Source organism: Paraburkholderia sp. BCC1884, assembly GCF_900996225.1.
Taxonomy (GTDB): Bacteria; Pseudomonadota; Gammaproteobacteria; order Burkholderiales; family Burkholderiaceae; genus Paraburkholderia.
Map to the genome: position 1 here is coordinate 14,231 of NZ_CAAJGL010000044.1, position 18,971 is coordinate 33,201.

The window sequence follows — 18,971 nt, forward strand, 5'->3', positions numbered from 1 at the left end:
AAGGCTGACAGAACCGCCCGGTTTCGACCGGGCGGTTTTTTTTCGTCCGTCGATCTGTCACATTGGTGATTCAGATCCCCTGGCTAAGCTCAAATTGGCATTAGCCGATCGTCATTAATTCGGAATCCTCTTATATTTAGCGAAAATCACCGTGCCTAGTATGCGGGATCGTCGGCGCGTGCCGACATCACGCTAAGCCTGGTGGTCGAATGAGTTTTGATGTCCGGAAGGTGCCGCTATGCGACGCGGCTTTGTGGGTAGGTCTTTATCTCGTCGCCGGTGTCGTGTCGGGGCAGTTCAATGTTCCAACCGTTGCCCGCGCCCCCTACGTCTGGTTGCCCGCGGGTGTCAGTCTCGCGGCCATGGTCCTGTCGCGTTCAGGTTCAAGCGCTCTGCTCGCCGTCGCTTTCGCGCTGGTTCAGTCCGTTCTCTCGCATTTAGGTGGGCGCGATATTCCGTCGTCGCTCGTACTCGGCGCGCTGGCAGGCGTTGCGCCATGGATCGCTTCGGCCGTTGTTCGTCGGATGGAGGTGCCGCTGGAAGGGCTGCATCTTCTGCGCGCGGTCGTCGTGGCAGCATTGGTGAGCGCCGTGTTGCTCGGCGGCGGAGGTGCGCTCTTCTTTGCCGTGACGAAAGGCACGCCGTTCGTGTCGCCATTGCGCGAATGGAGCGCCGCGATTTTCGTCGGCGTCTGCATCACGACACCTTTGATCGCGGTTTGGGCGCAGCTCCGGCCTAAGCGATCCATTCGGCACAATTGGAGGCGTGAGTGGGTTGGCTACGCCGCCTTCGGCACGATGGTCCTTTTGACGTGGGGCGTTTTCGATGGCGCCACGGCCGAATGGCTCGGGTCGGTTGCGAGTCCCCTGTATCTGCCGATGTTCTGCGTCGTCATCGTCGCCATTGTGGGCGGGGCACGAGGCGGTACGCTCGCCGTTCTCGTGCTGACGCTGATCTGCCTTGGCCATACCGCTCACGGCGAGGGGCCCTTCGCCTCCGGCTCAGCGTCGCCGGCTTTGTCGCTGTTGCAAGCGCAACTTTATGTCGGCGTGTCGGCGATGCTCGTGCTAATCGTGCACGCGTTGCGCGATGCCGAACTGCAGGCGTACGCCAACGCTGACCGCTGGCGTACGGACCTCGAGCTTGCGCTCGCGGGCAGCGCGCTCATCGCCTATACCGTCGACCCGCAGAGTCAATCAGTGCAATGGCGCGGCGACGTCCAATCCCTCACTGGCTATACCACCGGTTCGCTGTCCACAGTCGAAGGCGTGCTCGCCTGCGTGCACCCACTCGACCGCGATCGCCTGCGTGTTCGCTGGAGCGCGGACACACCGGCAACGTCGCCGGTGCAACTTCCGTTTCGTATGTCGAGGCCGCTCGCTGCGAACGATTGGCTCGAATTGATCGACCTCGGCTCGCCACTATCCGATAACGAAGGCCATGTCGCATTCGTAGCAGGCGTTTGGCAGCGCCAAGCGCGCGCAGCGGGGTAAGCCATGTCAACGCGTACCGGCGCTCTTCTGATTCACGGATTGGGCGGAACTCAGTTCGACCTCGGCTCCATGCACCGCCATCTGAAGCGCTGCGGCATCGAGACACACTCGTTGACGCTGCCAGGGCACGGTGCCACACCTGAAGCGCTCGTTTCGGTTCGCGCCGAAGATTGGATCGACGCGGTGACCGACAAATACCGCGAACTCGTCGGCCAATACGATACTTTCCATGTGATGGGCATGTGCATGGGCGCATTGCTCGCAGCCGCGTTATGCGCTCGGGAGGGACACAGTAAAGGTCGCCTCGTGACCTTGGCGCCGCCAATCTACATTGACGGATGGAGCACGCCCTGGTGGCGATTCGCGCGATACGTTGTCTACTGCCTGCCGCTGCTGCCCGCCAGAATGAAGATCGAAGAGGGCGAGCCCTACGGGATCAAGAATGCGCTGGTCCGGAACATCGTCAAGGCGAAGTTCGAGCGCGGCGACAACTTCCACTACCGGTGGGTCCCGCTTGCATGCATCCGCGAAGTGGACCGCTTGCGCCGTTGGGTCATGCGCGATTCGTCGCAGATCCAATGTCCAACGCTGGTCGTCCATGCGCGCGAGGATGAGCTGACCAGCCTTAAGTCGGCGGAGTTTATTCGGCGCACCGCTGGGGACGCACGCGTCGTCGTGCTCGAAAACAGTTATCACATGATCTGCGTCGACAACGATCGCGAGCAGGTTGCCAGCAGCGTGCTGGATTTCCTTGGCGTCGCGAGGCGCGAGTCGGCTGTGTCTGTCGCGGTAGAACCTTGTTCGCCGGACGAGATTCATTCGCTCGTTGAGCGCTTTGTCGAGGGAATGCGTGCACAACGGTATGAGGACGTATTCCCCCTGTTCGCCGCCGACGTTCGATGGGATCAGCGCGGCTCGAATCCATTGGCACGTGTCTACGCTGATCGCAATGCACTGATCGACCTGTTTTCGCAGTTTGTGACTTTGTCCGCCAACACGTTCGCGGTGACGGGGTTTGCGGAACCTTCGTTTGGCCCTGACGGCGTGCACCTGGCGATTCGTAGCGAAGCCTCGGCGGACGGCGCAAAGCTGGTGGCGAACGGTACTCTGGAAATGGGTTTCGGCAACCACCGGATTCGCACGGTCACGTACATCGCGGATCATCCCGCCGACGAAGACGCGTTCTGGTGTGCGGTAGCTCGTGCGGCAAGCAACGCTTCCGCGCCGGCTGGGCCGCATCGCGAGCACGATCGCATTGCGTCGCTTATGACGGGCGCGGCGCTCGATTCGGCGTTCAAGCAGGCAATTGCCCAAGTCGGAATAATCAGACGCCCGCTTACGCCATCCGTCATGCTCCGTTTGCGCGGGCTATACAAGCAGGCCCTCGAGGGCGACGTCAGCGGAGATCGCCCAGGTGTAACGGACGTAATTGGGCGCGCGAAATATGATGCATGGGCCGGATTGCGAGGCACCGCGCGCGAGTTCGCCATGAACGAGTACGTGACGCTCGCACGAAAATTGGCGGCCGAGTAGCGACGTGTTGCGAAGTTTTCTCTGCGTAGTACTGCTGGCCGCAAGCAGCTTGCTGACGAATGCCACGCTTGCTGCAGTCGTGACGCCGGTATCGAGGCAAATGGCGGATCCGGCAGCGTTGCATGCAACTCAAGCGCGTCCGCGAATCTGTCTCGCGCTGTCTGGTGGTGGCGCGCGTGGTTATGCGCACATCGGCGTGTTGAAGCAACTCGAAGCGCTGCACGTGCCGATCGATTGCATCGCGGGCACGAGTATGGGCGCCGTGATCGGCGGGCTGTACGCGAGCGGGATGTCGGCTGCGGAAATCGAGGGAGCACTAGCCGGTATCGACTTGACCGACGTCGCATTCGACCGTGAGGCACGCACCAATCAACCCCAGGAAGTGCGCAAGGATAACCTCGACTATCCCGTTGGATTTCCGCTTGGTTTCGGCAGCGGTGGCATACGTTCCGCAAAGGGGCTGATTCAGGGCAATCAGTTGCTGGCGCTTTTGCAGGAACACACTAGCCGGGTTGCTGGCGACGTCGATTTCGACGATCTTCCAGTGCCTTTCCGGGCCATAGCGACCGACATCGAAACCGGTGATCGGGTTGTCCTTCACAAGGGCTCGTTGCCGCAGGCGATCCGGGCCAGCATGGCCGTGCCGGGGCTATTTGCACCCGTTGTGCTTGGCCGTCGCACGCTCGTGGATGGCGGTATCGTCGACAATCTGCCGGTCGACGTCGCGCGCCAGATGGGCGCCGATATCGTAATTGCTGTCGATATCGGCACGCCGCTCAAGCATGCGGACGAACTGACCTCGATCGCAAGCGTCACGCAACAGGTGCTCGGCGTGCTGGTCAGCCAGAACGTGAAGAGGCAGAAAGCGCAGCTTGGCGCATCGGACATTCTGTTGCAACCGGATCTCTCCGGTCTGGCATTCGCAGATTTCGCCGACGCTGCTCGGGGCATTGCCGCGGGCGCTGCCGCGGTCGCGGCGTCGCGGGAAAAAATCGATGCGCTGTCGCTCGACTCGAACGGGTGGTCGGCTTATCTCACCGGGCGCAATGGGCGCGCGTTTTTGCCCGACGGCGTAAAGATCGACCGTATCGAGGTGGTTACGAACGGTCGAGTGCCGGCTGCGCGGGTTCGCCAGGTCCTGCGGGCGAAGCCCGGCGATGTCTACGATCCTGTCGAAATCGACCGGGACCTGGCCAAGTTGACCAGTGCGAGCGACTTCGAAAGCGTCGCGCACAACCTTGCCGGGTCGGAAGGCGAGCGCGTGCTGCAGGTCAGCGCGAACTCGAAGAGCTGGGGCCCCAACTTCCTGCTATTCGGTCTCGGTCTTTCCAGCAACTTCAGCGGTGACGGCGCATTTTCGTTGCGCATTGGACACCGCATGCCATGGATCACGCCAAGCGGACTCGCCTGGCGTAACGACGTGGTACTCGGCAGTCGCGATCTGATGCTGAAAACCGAACTACGTCAGCCGCTCTTCTCGCAGGACGGCATCTACGTGGCGCCGTTTGCAACGTTCAAACGAAACCAGTTAGACGTCTATGACGATGACGCACCCGACGGCCAACCTCCCGCGATGAAGCTTCGTCTGCAGGAGATGAGGGTGGGGCTCAATGCCGGCCTGCCGCTAGGAAAGCTCGGTGAAATACGCGCCAGCGTCGAGCGCGTCAAAACGTCTTACAGTCTATTGACCGCAGCGCCGATGTTCGTTATTCCGCTCGACGGAGACGAAACCGAGGTGATACAGCAAACGCCGGGTTCATCTTCGCAGACCGTCGGTCGCCTCGAGGTAGAAATCGATCAACTCGACGACGCGTTGTTTCCCCGGCATGGGTACTACATCGACGGATATGCGGAGATGGCGCTCGACCAGTCGGAAGGTAGCTACAACACGGCGCACCTCCGTACGCGCTGGGCGGCCAGTTACGGAGCGCACACTGTGAATGCCGCGTTCGAAGCGGGTGGCCAATTCGGCAACAAGGATGTGAATGCCTACACGTTCAGTCTGGGTGGCTTCCAGCATCTGGCGGCATACGCACAAGATCAGTTCAATGGCAATTACGTCATGTATGGTCGCTTGACTTATCTCGCGCAATTGAAGCACTTCAACTCTGCGCCGATACGTGACACGTTCGGCGGCGCCAGTGCGGAAGTCGGAAATGTCTGGAACGGCGGCGCCTCGTTCGGGCGCGGACCATGGCGTTCCAGCGCCAGCGTCTTTCTCGGCGCGACGACTTCATTGGGGCCGATCTACCTCGGCTTCGCAATGGCGCCCGGCGGCGTCCGCAATGTCTATTTTCAACTCGGCAATCAGTTCTGAGGCGAATCGGCGCGGGGTCCGAATTTCCTAATCCGAATGGCTAACGTAGGCAAACGTTTCGGGCGGGACGCGTGGGGGTTGGTAAAATCCGGTCACCGGCATCGCGCTGTTCAATCCCTACTCCATGTCCCGTCCGCTCGAAATCCTCAACGAAGTATTCGGTTACCCCGCGTTCAGAGGGCAGCAGGGCGAAATTGTCGACCATGTTTCCAATGGCGGCGACTGTCTCGTGCTGATGCCAACGGGCGGCGGCAAGTCGTTGTGCTATCAGATTCCTTCGCTGGTGCGCCGTGAAAGCGGCTTTGGCGCCGGTATCGTCGTTTCGCCGCTGATCGCGCTGATGCAGGACCAGGTGGCAGCGCTCACTGAAGTGGGCGTGCGCGCGGCTTATCTGAATTCGACCCTTTCCAGCGCCGAAGCGATGGCGACCGAACGCGCCTTACGCGAAGGCGAAATCGATCTGCTATATGTCGCGCCCGAGCGGCTGATGACGCCCCGTTTCCAGGAGTTGCTGGAACGCACTCGCATTGGCCTCTTCGCGATCGACGAAGCGCATTGCGTTTCACAATGGGGGCACGATTTCCGGCCGGAATATATCCAGCTGTCCGTGCTGCACGAGCGTTTCCCGAACGTGCCGCGCATCGCGCTCACGGCAACAGCGGATGCGATTACGCGCGACGAGATCATCCACCGCCTCGCGCTCGATGACGCGCGCATCTTCGTCTCGAGCTTCGACCGGCCGAACATCCGCTATCGGATTGTCGAAAAGGACAACGCGCGGACCCAATTGCTGGATTTCATTCGCGCCGAGCATTCGAAGCCCGATGGCACCACCGACGCCGGCGTGGTCTATTGCCTGTCGCGGCGCAAGGTCGAAGAAACTGCGGAGTGGCTCAAAGAGAAGGGCATGCGCGCGCTGCCGTATCACGCCGGTATGGAATTCGAGATTCGCCAGAAGCATCAGGAGATGTTCCAGCGCGAGGAAGGCATCGTGATGTGCGCGACGATTGCATTCGGCATGGGTATCGACAAGCCTGACGTGCGGTTCGTGGCTCACCTCGATTTACCGAAGAGCGTTGAAGGCTATTACCAGGAAACGGGTCGTGCGGGGCGCGACGGCATGCCGGCGAACGGCTGGATGGCCTATGGTCTCGGCGACGTCGTGCAGCAGCGCAAGATGATCGACGAATCGGACGCCGATGACGCACACAAGCGCGTGCAAACCGGCAAGCTCGATGCGCTGTTAGGCCTGTGCGAAGCCGCAACTTGCAGACGCGTGCGGCTGCTCGCGTACTTTGGCGAGTCGAGCGAGCCTTGCGGCAACTGCGACAACTGCCTCGAGCCGCCAGACACGTGGGACGCAACGCGCGAGGCGCGAATGGCGCTTTCATGCGTGTTCCGTGCGCAGCGGGCCAGCGGCTTCCATTTCGGCGCGGGCCATTTGATTGACATCTTGCGGGGCAATCGCGGCGAGAAGATTCTTCAGCGTGGGCACGAAAAACTCACGACATTCGGGATTGGCGCGGAGCTTGGTGAGGCGGAGTGGCGCGCGATATTTCGTCAACTGGTCGCATTCGGCTACCTCACGGTGGACCACGAAGGCTTTGGCTCGCTGGTGCTGACCGAAGCAAGCAAGCCCGTGCTCAAAGGCGAACAAAACGTCACGATGCGACGTTACGTGAAGCCGACGCGAACCCGTCAGTCGTCCGGCCGCACCAGCGAGCGCGCCGATCCCACGATCGGCATGGGACCGCGCGAACGCGCCCGCTGGGACCGCCTGCGCACATGGCGCACCGAAACCGCAAAGAGCGACGGCGTGCCAGCCTACGTGATTTTTCACGACGCGACGCTGGCGGAAATTGCTCGCAACGGCCCCGATTCCATTGAGGATTTACGCGGCATTCCGGGCATGGGCGTACGCAAGCTTGACCGTTTCGGCGACGAATTGCTCGAGGTCGTGGCAGCTGATTGAGCGGCTGACGGGCCCGCGGAACGCAAGACAGAGGTGCAAAACATCGCAACCTGTTGACTCCCTTAGCATTTTCGGAATATTATGCTAGGTTCCGGTTCTTGGGATGCCTATGTGCGTGGTCAATCCATGCAATGCACTCAGGGTCAGGAAGTTCGATGCGCAATCGTTTCTGCTTTGCCCGGAAACAGATGCGTCGATTTTGTTCAATTTCAGGAATAAACAATGCCAACCATCAATCAACTGGTTCGCAAAGGCCGCGCGTCGGAAACGACGAAGAGCAAGAGCCCGGCTTTGCAGGACTGCCCCCAGCGTCGCGGCGTGTGCACCCGTGTGTACACCACGACGCCTAAGAAGCCTAACTCGGCACTGCGTAAGGTTGCCAAGGTTCGTCTGACGAACGGCTTCGAAGTTATTTCGTACATCGGTGGTGAAGGCCACAACCTGCAGGAACACTCGGTCGTGCTGATTCGCGGCGGCCGTGTCAAGGACTTGCCGGGTGTGCGTTACCACATGGTTCGCGGCTCGCTGGATACCCAGGGCGTCAAGGATCGTAAGCAGGCTCGCTCGAAGTACGGTGCGAAGCGTGCCAAGGCTGGCAAGTAATTAGCCGGTCAGTAGTTTCAGGTCGCCTGTAAAGGCGGTAATAGCGGTGGTGCCGGAATCGCCGGTGCTGTCGAGTAAGTGGTCACCCGACCAGGCTGGTAAGTCGTTAGAGATGAATCGGGTTAGTTGGTGACCGTGGGGCTAAATAGCTCCAACTGAAAAGTCAAAGGAAGAAACATGCCGCGTCGTCGCGAAGTCCCCAAGCGGGAAGTGTTGCCGGATCCGAAGTTCGGTAACGTTGATGTAGCTAAGTTCATGAACGTGCTGATGCTCTCCGGCAAGAAGTCGGTTGCTGAGCGCATTGTGTACGGCGCTTTCGAACAGATCCAGACCAAGGGTGGCAAGGACCCGCTGGAAGTGTTTACGGTAGCGCTCAACAACGTCAAGCCGGTGGTCGAAGTGAAGAGCCGCCGCGTTGGTGGTGCGAACTACCAGGTTCCGGTCGAAGTGCGCCCGTCGCGTCGTATGGCATTGGCGATGCGTTGGCTGCGTGAAGCCGCGAAGAAGCGTAGCGAGAAGTCGATGGCCCTGCGTCTGGCAGGTGAACTCTCCGAAGCGGCCGAAGGCCGTGGCGGCGCGATGAAGAAGCGCGACGAAGTTCACCGGATGGCAGAAGCCAACAAGGCGTTCTCGCACTTCCGTTTCTAAGCTTCCCGGTCCCGGGTTTAGCAGAAAAAGCGGAAAGAAATTCCGGGCGGGTGCGCTTACAAAGCGCCTCGCCCGTTTGTGTTACAGCGCGATGGGTATTTTCTCGCATCGCGTCATCCCAATAGAGGATCAAAGTGGCTCGCAAGACACCTATCGAGCGCTACCGTAACATCGGTATTAGCGCTCACATCGACGCCGGCAAAACGACGACGACCGAGCGCATCTTGTTCTATACCGGCGTGAACCACAAGATTGGTGAAGTTCACGACGGCGCTGCCACCATGGACTGGATGGAGCAGGAGCAGGAACGCGGCATTACGATCACGTCCGCTGCTACCACGGCGTTCTGGAAAGGCATGGCCGGCGACCGCGCTGAGCACCGCATCAACATCATCGACACCCCGGGCCACGTTGACTTCACGATTGAAGTTGAACGCTCGATGCGCGTGCTCGACGGTGCATGCATGGTCTACTGCGCAGTGGGCGGCGTTCAGCCCCAGTCGGAAACCGTGTGGCGCCAAGCTAACAAGTACAAGGTTCCCCGTCTCGCGTTCATCAACAAGATGGACCGTACCGGCGCGAACTTCTTCAAGGTTTATGACCAGCTGAAGCTGCGTCTGAAGGCAAACCCGGTTCCGGTCGTGGTGCCTATCGGTGCAGAAGAAAACTTCACGGGCGTCGTCGATCTGCTGAAGATGAAGGCGATCATTTGGGATGAAGCGTCCCAAGGCACGAAGTTCTCGTACGAAGAAATCCCGGCTGAGCTGGTTGATACGTGCAACGAATGGCGCGAGAAGATGGTCGAGGCTGCCGCTGAGTCGAGCGAAGAGCTGATGAACAAGTACCTCGAAGAAGGCGAGTTGACGGAAGCGGAAATCGTTAAGGGTCTGCGCGACCGTACGATCGCTTGCGAAATTCAGCCGATGCTGTGCGGCACCGCCTTCAAGAACAAGGGTGTGCAACGGATGCTGGACGCCGTGCTCGACTTCCTGCCGTCGCCGATCGACATTCCGCCGGTTACGGGCGAACTCGAAAACGGTGAGAAGGCTGAGCGTCGTGCCGCTGACGACGAGAAATTCTCGTCGCTCGCATTCAAGATCATGACCGACCCGTTTGTCGGCCAGCTGATCTTCTTCCGTGTGTACTCGGGCACGACGAAGTCCGGCGACACGCTGCTGAACGCGACCAAGGACAAGAAGGAACGTCTCGGTCGTATTCTGCTGATGCACGCAAACCAGCGCGAAGAAATCAAGGAAGTGCATGCAGGCGACATCGCTGCTGCGGTTGGCCTGAAAGATGCAACCACGGGCGACACGCTGTGCGATCCGCTGCACCCGATCGTGCTCGAACGCATGATTTTCCCGGAGCCGGTGATTTCGCAGGCTGTTGAGCCGAAGACGAAGCCGGACCAGGAAAAAATGGGCTTGGCACTGAACCGTCTGGCTCAGGAAGATCCGTCGTTCCGCGTTCAAACGGACGAAGAATCGGGCCAAACCATTATTTCGGGCATGGGCGAGCTCCACCTGGAAATTCTGGTTGACCGTATGAAGCGCGAATTCGGCGTGGAAGCAACTGTCGGCAAGCCGCAGGTTGCATACCGCGAAACGATTCGTGGCAAGGCGGAAGACGTTGACGGCAAGTTCGTCAAGCAGTCGGGTGGTCGCGGCCAGTACGGTCACGCGGTCATTACGCTCGAGCCGAATGAGCAAGGCAAGGGCTACGAGTTCCTGGACGAGATCAAGGGCGGTGTGATTCCGCGCGAGTACATCCCGGCAGTGGACAAGGGTATCCAGGAAACGCTGAAGGCAGGCGTGCTGGCGGGCTTCCCGGTCGTCGACGTCAAGGTTCACCTGACGTTCGGTTCGTACCACGACGTTGACTCGAACGAAAATGCATTCCGCATGGCCGGTTCGATGGCGTTCAAGGAAGCGATGCGCAAGGCTCAACCGGTCATCCTCGAACCGATGATGGCCGTGGAAGTCGAAACGCCGGAAGACTACATGGGCAACGTGATGGGCGATTTGTCGGGCCGTCGCGGTATTGTTCAGGGCATGGAAGACATGATCGGCGGCGGCAAGATCGTTCGCGCCGAAGTGCCGTTGTCGGAAATGTTCGGTTATTCGACGTCGCTGCGTTCGCTGAGCCAAGGTCGTGCAACGTACACGATGGAGTTCAAGCACTATTCCGAAGCACCGCGCAACGTGTCTGAAGCGATCATCAACGCGAAGTCGAAGTAAGCGCGCGGCAAGTCATTCAACGATTAACTTTTGAAAGAAGAGAAACATGGCTAAAGGTAAATTCGAACGGACCAAGCCGCACGTGAACGTCGGCACGATCGGTCACGTTGACCACGGCAAGACCACGCTGACGGCAGCGATCACGACGGTTCTGACCAAGAAGTTTGGTGGCGAAGCGAAGGCATATGACCAGATCGACGCGGCGCCGGAAGAAAAGGCACGTGGTATCACGATCAACACGGCGCACGTCGAGTACGAAACGGCTAACCGCCACTACGCACACGTCGACTGCCCGGGCCACGCTGACTATGTGAAGAACATGATCACGGGTGCAGCGCAGATGGACGGCGCGATCCTGGTGTGTTCGGCTGCAGACGGCCCGATGCCGCAAACGCGTGAGCACATCCTGCTGGCGCGTCAGGTTGGCGTTCCGTACATCATCGTGTTCCTGAACAAGTGCGACATGGTGGACGACGCTGAGCTGCTGGAGCTCGTCGAGATGGAAGTCCGCGAACTTCTGTCGAAGTACGACTTCCCGGGCGACGACACGCCGATCATCAAGGGTTCGGCCAAGCTGGCGCTGGAAGGCGACACGGGCGAGCTGGGCGAAGTGGCAATCATGAACCTGGCCGATGCACTGGACACGTACATCCCGACGCCGGAGCGCGCAGTTGACGGTGCGTTCCTGATGCCGGTGGAAGACGTGTTCTCGATCTCGGGTCGTGGCACGGTGGTGACGGGTCGCGTTGAGCGCGGCATCGTGAAGGTCGGCGAAGAAATCGAAATCGTCGGTATCAAGCCGACGGTGAAGACGACCTGCACGGGCGTGGAAATGTTCCGCAAGCTGCTCGACCAGGGTCAGGCGGGCGACAACGTTGGTATCCTGCTGCGCGGCACGAAGCGTGAAGACGTGGAGCGTGGTCAGGTTCTGGCGAAGCCGGGCTCGATCAACCCGCACACGCATTTCACGGCTGAAGTGTACGTGCTGAGCAAGGACGAAGGCGGCCGCCACACGCCGTTCTTCAACAACTATCGTCCGCAGTTCTACTTCCGTACGACGGATGTGACGGGCTCGATCGAGTTGCCGAAGGACAAGGAAATGGTCATGCCGGGCGACAACGTGTCGATCACGGTGAAGCTGATCAACCCGATCGCGATGGAAGAAGGCCTGCGTTTCGCTATCCGCGAAGGCGGTCGTACGGTCGGCGCCGGTGTGGTTGCCAAGATTCTCGAGTAAAATCGCGGATCGAATTTGCAGTACGTGGTGCCCGGAGCCGGGCATCAGCCCACAGCGGGTGCCCGGCTCTACGTTCTTTTACTATCTGGCGGTGCAATACCGCCTCGCTCTTTCCAAGGAATTGTCATGCCGAACCAAAAAATCCGTATTCGCCTGAAGGCGTTCGACTATCGCCTGATCGACCAATCGGCAGCTGAAATCGTCGACACGGCAAAGCGGACTGGCGCAATCGTTCGTGGTCCGGTGCCGCTGCCGACCCGCATCCAACGCTTCGACATTCTGCGTTCGCCGCACGTCAACAAGACGTCGCGTGATCAGCTCGAAATTCGCACGCACCAACGCCTGATGGACATCGTCGACCCGACGGATAAGACCGTCGACGCATTGATGAAGCTCGATTTGCCGGCTGGTGTGGACGTCGAAATCAAGCTGCAGTAAGGCTTTCAGCGGTTGTCCGTCTTGCTGGACAACGCTAAGTCATTGATTGCTTGCGGAAAACGAAAGGTCTCGCTATAATAGTGGGCTTTTCGCGCATTTGCGCAAAAAAGTCGGTGCGCTGCAGCATGATTTCATGCCCGAAACGGCACCGGCATTTGTAAATTAGCCCCGACCAATCGCAGTCGGGAATGGAGAAAACGATGAGCCTTGGACTCGTAGGTCGCAAGGTTGGCATGACCCGTATCTTCACGGCAGAAGGGGATTCGATTCCCGTTACCGTGCTGGACGTGTCCGACAACCGCGTGACGCAGATCAAGACTGTTGAAACCGACGGCTACACGGCCGTGCAGGTTGCATTCGGTACGCGCCGTGCATCGCGCGTGACGAAGCCGTTGGCCGGTCATCTCGCCAAAGCCGGTGTTCAAGCCGGTGAAATCCTCAAAGAATTCCAGATCGATGCCGCTAAGGCTGCCGAGTTGTCGAATGGCACCGTGGTTGGTCCCGAGCTGTTCGAAGTAGGCCAGAAGGTCGACGTGCAAGGCGTGTCGATCGGTAAGGGCTACGCCGGTACCATCAAGCGTTACAACTTCGCATCCGGCCGTGCATCGCACGGTAACTCGCGCTCGCACAACGTGCCGGGTTCGATCGGTATGGCGCAGGATCCGGGTCGTGTTTTCCCGGGTAAGCGCATGACCGGTCACATGGGTGACGACACGGTAACGGTGCAAAACCTCGAAATCGCTCGTATCGACGCTGACCGCAAGCTGTTGCTGGTCAAGGGCGCCGTTCCGGGTGCGAAGGGTGGCAAGGTATTCGTTACGCCGGCCGTGAAGACGCGTGCCGTGAAAGGAGCGAAATAATGGAACTTAAGCTCCTGAACGCCAATGGTCAGGAAGGTGCAGGCGTTAGCGCGTCGGACGTAGTGTTCGGTCGTGACTACAACGAAGCCCTGATTCACCAGGTCGTGATCGCGTACCAGGCGAATGCCCGTAGCGGCAACCGCGCGCAGAAGGATCGTGAGCAAGTCAAGCACACGACCAAGAAGCCGTGGCGCCAAAAGGGCACGGGCCGTGCTCGTGCCGGTATGTCGTCGAGCCCGTTGTGGCGCGGCGGTGGCCGTATCTTCCCGAATTCGCCGGAAGAAAACTTTTCGCATAAGGTCAACAAGAAGATGCATCGCGCAGGTCTCTGCTCGATCTTCTCGCAGCTGGCCCGCGAAGGCCGTATCTCGGTGGTCGACGAGCTGACGCTCGAGGCGCCGAAGACGAAGCTGCTGGCCGAAAAATTCAAGGCGATGGGTCTCGACTCCGTGCTGGTTATCACCGACACAGTTGACGAAAACCTGTACCTCGCGTCGCGCAACCTCGCCCACGTGGCGGTTGTCGAGCCGCGTTACGCCGACCCGCTGTCGCTGATCTACTTCAAGAAGATCCTGATCACGAAGGCTGCGGTCGCCCAGATCGAGGAGTTGCTGTCATGAGCGAGATTCGCAAAAACGATCATCGTTTGATGCAGGTCCTGCTCGCGCCGGTGATCTCCGAAAAGGCGACGCTGGTGGCCGACAAGAACGAGCAAGTCGTGTTCGAAGTCGCGCCCGATGCTACGAAGCAGGAAGTGAAAGCTGCAGTCGAGCTGCTGTTCAAGGTGGAAGTCAATTCCGTCAACGTGCTGGTCTCGAAGGGCAAAGCCAAGCGCTTTGGTCGCTTCATGGGTAAGCGCAAGGACGTGAAGAAGGCATATGTCTGCCTGAAGCCCGGCCAGGAAATCAACTTTGAAGCGGAGGCCAAGTAATCATGGCAATCGTTAAAGTTAAGCCGACTTCGCCGGGTCGCCGCGCGATGGTCAAGGTGGTCAACAAGGATTTGCATAAGGGCAAGCCGTTCGCACCGCTGCTCGACGCGCAATCCTCGACTGCCGGCCGTAACAACAACGGTCACATCACCACGCGTCACAAGGGTGGTGGTCACAAGCATCACTATCGCGTCGTCGATTTCCGTCGCAACAAGGACGGTATCGCAGCGAAGGTCGAGCGTCTTGAGTACGATCCGAACCGTAGCGCAAATATCGCGCTGGTTCTGTACGCGGACGGCGAACGTCGCTACATCATCGCTCCGAAGGGTATCACCGTCGGTCAGCAACTGATGTCGGGTTCGGAAGCACCGATCCGCGCAGGCAACGCACTGCCGATCCGCAACATTCCGGTCGGTACGACGATTCACTGCATCGAAATGCTGCCGGGCAAGGGCGCGCAAATGGCGCGTTCGGCTGGTACGTCGGCGATGTTGCTGGCTCGTGAAGGCATCTACGCACAGGTCCGCCTGCGCTCGGGTGAAATCCGCCGCGTTCACGTTGAATGCCGCGCGACGATTGGTGAAGTTGGCAACGAAGAACACAGTCTCCGTCAGATCGGTAAGGCTGGCGCAAATCGCTGGCGCGGTATCCGCCCGACGGTGCGTGGCGTTGCAATGAACCCGGTCGATCACCCGCACGGTGGTGGTGAAGGCAAGACGGCTGCAGGTCGCGATCCGGTGAGCCCGTGGGGCACGCCTGCTAAGGGTTATCGCACCCGCAGCAACAAGCGCACGACGAGCATGATCGTCCAGCGCCGTCACAAGCGTTAAGGAGTAGGCAATGGCACGTTCTGTAAAAAAAGGTCCGTTCTGCGACGCCCATTTGCTGAAGAAAGTTGAGTCGGCAGCTGCTGCGCGTGACAAGAAGCCGATCAAAACCTGGTCGCGTCGTTCGACGATTTTGCCGGATTTCATCGGTTTGACGATTGCTGTGCATAACGGCCGTCAACACGTTCCGGTGTACATCTCGGAAAACATGGTCGGCCACAAGCTTGGCGAGTTCGCACTGACCCGTACGTTTAAGGGTCATGCAGCCGACAAGAAGGCTAAGAAATAAGGGGATCATGATGGAAGTGAAAGCAATTCATCGCGGTGCCCGCATCTCGGCGCAGAAAACGCGCCTTGTGGCTGACCAGATCCGCGGTTTGCCGGTCGACAAGGCGCTGAACGTTCTGACGTTCTCGCCGAAGAAGGCTGCGGGAATCGTGAAAAAGGTTGTGCTGTCGGCGATCGCGAATGCGGAGCATAACGAAGGCGCTGATATCGACGAGCTCAAGGTAACGAGCATCATGGTCGACAAGGCTGCCTCGCTGAAGCGTTTTACTGCGCGCGCTAAAGGCCGCGGTAACCGCATCGAGAAGCAATCCTGTCACATCACTGTGACGGTCGGGAATTAAGGGGTCATACGATGGGACAGAAAATTCATCCGACTGGCTTCCGTTTGGCCGTCAGCCGCAATTGGGCGTCGCGTTGGTACGCGAACAACAACAATTTCGCGGCGATGTTGCAGGAAGACATCGGTGTTCGTGAATACCTGAAGAAGAAGCTGAAGAACGCTTCGGTTGGTCGCGTCGTCATCGAGCGTCCGGCGAAAAACGCGCGCATTACGATTTATAGCTCGCGTCCGGGTGTGGTCATCGGTAAGAAGGGCGAGGATATCGAGTTGCTGAAGTCGGAACTGCAACGCCGTATGGGCGTTCCGGTCCACGTCAACATCGAAGAAATCCGTAAGCCGGAAACCGATGCGCAACTGATCGCGGATTCGATCACGCAGCAACTCGAGCGCCGGATTATGTTCCGCCGCGCGATGAAGCGTGCGATGCAAAACGCCATGCGTCTGGGTGCCCAAGGCATCAAGATCATGAGCGCAGGCCGCCTGAACGGTATCGAAATCGCTCGTACGGAATGGTATCGCGAAGGTCGCGTTCCGCTTCATACGCTGCGTGCTGATATCGACTACGCAACTTCGGAAGCGAAGACGACGTACGGCATCATTGGCGTGAAGGTGTGGGTCTACAAGGGCGACACGCTCGGTCGCAACGACGCTCCGGTGGTTGAAGAAACCGCCGAAGAAAAGCGTCCGCGCCGTAACGCACGTCCGGGTGGCGATCGCCGTCCGCGTCGCGATGGTGAAGGTGGTGGCCCGGCAGGTGCACGCCGTGGCGCTCCTCGTCGTGCTGGCGGTGCCGGCGGCGACGGGAAGACTGGAGAATAACGATGCTGCAACCGAAACGCAGAAAGTATCGCAAAGAGCAGAAGGGTCGTAACACCGGCATCGCTACCCGCGGCAACGCGGTGTCGTTCGGTGAATTCGGCCTGAAGGCTGTCGGTCGTGGTCGCTTGACCGCGCGCCAGATTGAAGCGGCACGTCGTGCAATGACGCGTCACATCAAGCGTGGTGGCCGCATCTGGATCCGCATCTTCCCGGACAAGCCAATCTCGCACAAGCCGGCTGAAGTACGGATGGGTAACGGTAAAGGTAACCCTGAGTACTATGTCGCAGAGATTCAACCGGGCAAGATGCTGTACGAAATGGACGGCGTAACCGAAGAGCTGGCACGCGAAGCGTTCCGTCTGGCTGCAGCTAAGCTGCCGCTTAAGACGACGTTTATCGTGCGTCAGCTCGGCGCCTAAGGAGCAAATGATGAAGGCTTCCGAACTTCACCAGAAAGATCAGGCCGCGCTCAACAAGGAGCTGTCGGACCTGTTGAAGGCGCAATTCGGCCTGCGCATGCAACTCGCGACCCAGCAGCTCACGAACACGAGCCAGCTGAAGAAGGTCCGTCGCGACATCGCACGTGTGCGGACCGTCCTGACTGAGAAGGCGAACCAGAAATGAACGATAGCGTAAAAACCTCGCTCAAGCGGACGCTGGTCGGCAAGGTCGTCAGCAACAAGATGGACAAGACGGTCACCGTGCTGGTTGAGCACCGCGTGAAGCACCCGATCTACGGTAAGTACGTTGTGCGCTCGAAGAAGTACCACGCGCACGACGATGCGAACACGTACAACGAGGGTGACCTCGTTGAAATCCAGGAAACGCGTCCGATTTCGAAGACGAAAGCTTGGGTTGTGGCTCGCCTGGTCGAGGCTGCTCGCGTCATCTGACGCCGCAAAGTTGTAGAAGTAATTGAAATCGCAGTAAGTTTCGCTTGCAAGGCCGGGATTATGTGATATGATCTCGGTCTTCCCTCTTTTATGGGAGCCCCGTCGCGGGCGAAGTTGGTGGGGGAAGCGGTTCAGGCGCCAGTCTGTTCCGAAGGATTCACCGGATTGCGATGGCGGGTTTCGTTTGCCGTCGCTGCTGTTCTAACCCAAGCAGCCGATTGGCTGACGGGACCAAGACTGACCGGGTACGCCATGGTGGTGTGACCGGATTAAGTTGGGAAAGATAAACCATGATCCAGACCGAAACTCGGCTTGAAGTGGCCGACAACACGGGTGCGCGTGAAGTTATGTGCATCAAGGTGCTCGGCGGCTCGAAGCGTCGTTATGCCAGCATTGGCGACATCATTAAGGTGACCGTCAAAGAAGCAACGCCGCGCGGGCGCGTGAAGAAAGGCGAAATTTATAACGCCGTGGTGGTTCGCACCGCTAAGGGCGTGCGCCGTCAGGACGGCTCGCTGATCAAGTTCGATGGCAACGCCGCCGTGTTGTTGAATGCCAAGCTCGAACCTATTGGCACCCGTATTTTCGGGCCTGTCACGCGCGAGTTGCGTAGCGAACGATTCATGAAGATCGTTTCGCTGGCACCTGAAGTGCTGTAAGGAGTCGCGATGAACAAGATTCGCAAAGGTGACGAAGTTATCGTCATCACCGGCAAAGATAAAGGCAAGCGCGGCGTCGTGCTGTCCGTTGGCGAAGACAAAGTTATTGTCGAGGGTATCAACCTCGTCAAGAAGCACGTCAAGCCGAACCCGATGAAGGGTACGACGGGCGGTGTTGAAGCCAAGACGATGCCGCTGCAAATTTCGAACGTCGCATTGGTCGACGCGAATGGCAAGGCGTCGCGTGTAGGCATCAAGGTCGAAGGAGACAAGAAAGTCCGTTTCCTTAAAACGACCGGTGCCGAGCTGAGCGCCTGACGCTGCGGAGTAAAAAAATGGCTCGTTTGCAAGAGTTTTACAAAGAAAAGGTTGTACCCGGTCTCATCGAGAAGTTCGGTTACAAGTCCGTGATGGAAGTGCCGCGCATTACCAAGATCACCCTGAACATGGGCCTTGGCGAAGCGGTTGCTGACAAGAAGATCATCGAAAACGCCGTCGGCGACCTGACGAAGATCGCAGGCCAGAAGCCGGTGATCACGAAGGCACGCAAGGCAATCGCTGGCTTCAAGATCCGTCAAGGCTATCCGATCGGTGCAATGGTCACGTTGCGTGGTCAGGCAATGTACGAATTTCTGGACCGTTTCGTGACGGTTGCGCTCCCCCGTGTGCGTGACTTCCGTGGCGTTTCGGGTCGTGCGTTCGATGGTCGCGGCAACTACAACATCGGTGTGAAAGAGCAGATCATTTTCCCCGAAATCGACTACGACAAGATCGACGCACTGCGTGGGCTGAACATCAGCATCACGACAACTGCGAAGACCGACGACGAAGCAAAGGCTCTGCTCGCCAGCTTCAAGTTCCCGTTCAGAAACTGAG

The 18,971-nt window shown here is 59.1% G+C and carries 22 protein-coding genes; all 22 read left to right on the forward strand.

The window, feature by feature from the left end:
* Positions 1-209 precede the first annotated feature (209 nt).
* The 22 genes from FQ705_RS03000 to rplE all read left to right on the forward strand — a co-directional run bounded on the left by FQ705_RS03000 (position 210) and on the right by rplE (position 18,970).
* Positions 210-1,493 carry an MASE1 domain-containing protein gene (locus tag FQ705_RS03000; protein WP_144137962.1) on the forward strand — a complete coding sequence of 428 codons (1,284 nt, stop codon included), beginning with the start codon at positions 210-212 and terminating at the stop codon, positions 1,491-1,493.
* A gap of 3 nt (positions 1,494-1,496) precedes the next feature.
* Positions 1,497-3,026 (forward strand): acyl-CoA-binding protein, encoded by a 1,530-nt coding sequence (locus FQ705_RS03005; protein WP_186307768.1) that lies wholly within the window; start codon positions 1,497-1,499, stop codon positions 3,024-3,026.
* A 100-nt stretch (positions 3,027-3,126) separates the two neighbouring features.
* A complete protein-coding gene (locus tag FQ705_RS03010; protein WP_144137963.1) occupies positions 3,127-5,343 on the forward strand; it encodes a patatin-like phospholipase family protein in 2,217 nt (738 codons plus the stop codon).
* A gap of 124 nt (positions 5,344-5,467) precedes the next feature.
* Complete coding sequence (gene recQ / locus FQ705_RS03015; RefSeq protein WP_144137964.1) at positions 5,468-7,315, forward strand: DNA helicase RecQ; 1,848 nt, start codon at positions 5,468-5,470, stop codon at positions 7,313-7,315.
* A 222-nt stretch (positions 7,316-7,537) separates the two neighbouring features.
* Positions 7,538-7,918 (forward strand): 30S ribosomal protein S12, encoded by a 381-nt coding sequence (gene rpsL / locus FQ705_RS03020; RefSeq protein ID WP_006998493.1) that lies wholly within the window; start codon positions 7,538-7,540, stop codon positions 7,916-7,918.
* 177 nt (positions 7,919-8,095) lie between these two features.
* Positions 8,096-8,566 carry a 30S ribosomal protein S7 gene (gene rpsG, locus FQ705_RS03025; protein ID WP_006053291.1) on the forward strand — a complete coding sequence of 157 codons (471 nt, stop codon included), beginning with the start codon at positions 8,096-8,098 and terminating at the stop codon, positions 8,564-8,566.
* A 134-nt stretch (positions 8,567-8,700) separates the two neighbouring features.
* Positions 8,701-10,803 (forward strand): elongation factor G, encoded by a 2,103-nt coding sequence (gene fusA, locus FQ705_RS03030; protein WP_144137965.1) that lies wholly within the window; start codon positions 8,701-8,703, stop codon positions 10,801-10,803.
* Positions 10,804-10,849: 46 nt separating this feature from the next.
* Positions 10,850-12,040 carry an elongation factor Tu gene (gene tuf, locus FQ705_RS03035; RefSeq protein WP_111932934.1) on the forward strand — a complete coding sequence of 397 codons (1,191 nt, stop codon included), beginning with the start codon at positions 10,850-10,852 and terminating at the stop codon, positions 12,038-12,040.
* 126 nt (positions 12,041-12,166) lie between these two features.
* A complete protein-coding gene (rpsJ, locus tag FQ705_RS03040) occupies positions 12,167-12,478 on the forward strand; it encodes a 30S ribosomal protein S10 (RefSeq protein ID WP_091019600.1) in 312 nt (103 codons plus the stop codon).
* Between the two features lie 200 nt (positions 12,479-12,678).
* Positions 12,679-13,338, forward strand: coding sequence for a 50S ribosomal protein L3 (rplC, locus tag FQ705_RS03045; protein WP_074301417.1), 660 nt, complete (start codon positions 12,679-12,681; stop codon positions 13,336-13,338).
* Positions 13,338-13,958: a 50S ribosomal protein L4 gene (rplD, locus tag FQ705_RS03050; RefSeq protein WP_144137966.1), complete on the forward strand. Its 621-nt coding sequence runs from the start codon at positions 13,338-13,340 to the stop codon at positions 13,956-13,958. The genes rplC and rplD overlap by 1 nt, the downstream gene beginning before the upstream one ends.
* Positions 13,955-14,269, forward strand: a complete 315-nt coding sequence (rplW, locus tag FQ705_RS03055) for a 50S ribosomal protein L23 (protein ID WP_007180135.1) — start codon at positions 13,955-13,957, stop codon at positions 14,267-14,269. Before rplD ends, rplW begins: the two co-directional genes overlap by 4 nt.
* 2 nt (positions 14,270-14,271) lie before the next feature.
* Complete coding sequence (rplB, locus tag FQ705_RS03060) at positions 14,272-15,099, forward strand: 50S ribosomal protein L2 (protein ID WP_144137967.1); 828 nt, start codon at positions 14,272-14,274, stop codon at positions 15,097-15,099.
* A gap of 10 nt (positions 15,100-15,109) precedes the next feature.
* Positions 15,110-15,385 (forward strand): 30S ribosomal protein S19, encoded by a 276-nt coding sequence (gene rpsS, locus FQ705_RS03065; RefSeq protein ID WP_054036552.1) that lies wholly within the window; start codon positions 15,110-15,112, stop codon positions 15,383-15,385.
* Positions 15,386-15,392: 7 nt separating this feature from the next.
* Entirely contained in the window at positions 15,393-15,725 is a 333-nt protein-coding gene (gene rplV, locus FQ705_RS03070) for a 50S ribosomal protein L22 (RefSeq protein WP_197070230.1), read from the forward strand.
* An 11-nt stretch (positions 15,726-15,736) separates the two neighbouring features.
* Positions 15,737-16,543, forward strand: a complete 807-nt coding sequence (rpsC, locus tag FQ705_RS03075) for a 30S ribosomal protein S3 (RefSeq protein WP_144137968.1) — start codon at positions 15,737-15,739, stop codon at positions 16,541-16,543.
* 2 nt (positions 16,544-16,545) lie between these two features.
* Complete coding sequence (gene rplP / locus FQ705_RS03080) at positions 16,546-16,962, forward strand: 50S ribosomal protein L16 (RefSeq protein WP_042329259.1); 417 nt, start codon at positions 16,546-16,548, stop codon at positions 16,960-16,962.
* Positions 16,963-16,972: 10 nt separating this feature from the next.
* Complete coding sequence (gene rpmC / locus FQ705_RS03085; RefSeq protein WP_007180130.1) at positions 16,973-17,167, forward strand: 50S ribosomal protein L29; 195 nt, start codon at positions 16,973-16,975, stop codon at positions 17,165-17,167.
* Positions 17,164-17,436 (forward strand): 30S ribosomal protein S17, encoded by a 273-nt coding sequence (gene rpsQ, locus FQ705_RS03090; protein ID WP_007180129.1) that lies wholly within the window; start codon positions 17,164-17,166, stop codon positions 17,434-17,436. The genes rpmC and rpsQ overlap by 4 nt, the downstream gene beginning before the upstream one ends.
* Positions 17,437-17,726: 290 nt before the next feature.
* Positions 17,727-18,095: a 50S ribosomal protein L14 gene (gene rplN / locus FQ705_RS03095; protein WP_006052212.1), complete on the forward strand. Its 369-nt coding sequence runs from the start codon at positions 17,727-17,729 to the stop codon at positions 18,093-18,095.
* A gap of 9 nt (positions 18,096-18,104) precedes the next feature.
* Complete coding sequence (gene rplX, locus FQ705_RS03100; RefSeq protein WP_074766156.1) at positions 18,105-18,413, forward strand: 50S ribosomal protein L24; 309 nt, start codon at positions 18,105-18,107, stop codon at positions 18,411-18,413.
* Positions 18,414-18,430: 17 nt separating this feature from the next.
* Positions 18,431-18,970, forward strand: a complete 540-nt coding sequence (gene rplE, locus FQ705_RS03105) for a 50S ribosomal protein L5 (protein WP_006052214.1) — start codon at positions 18,431-18,433, stop codon at positions 18,968-18,970.
* Position 18,971: the final 1 nt, after the last annotated feature.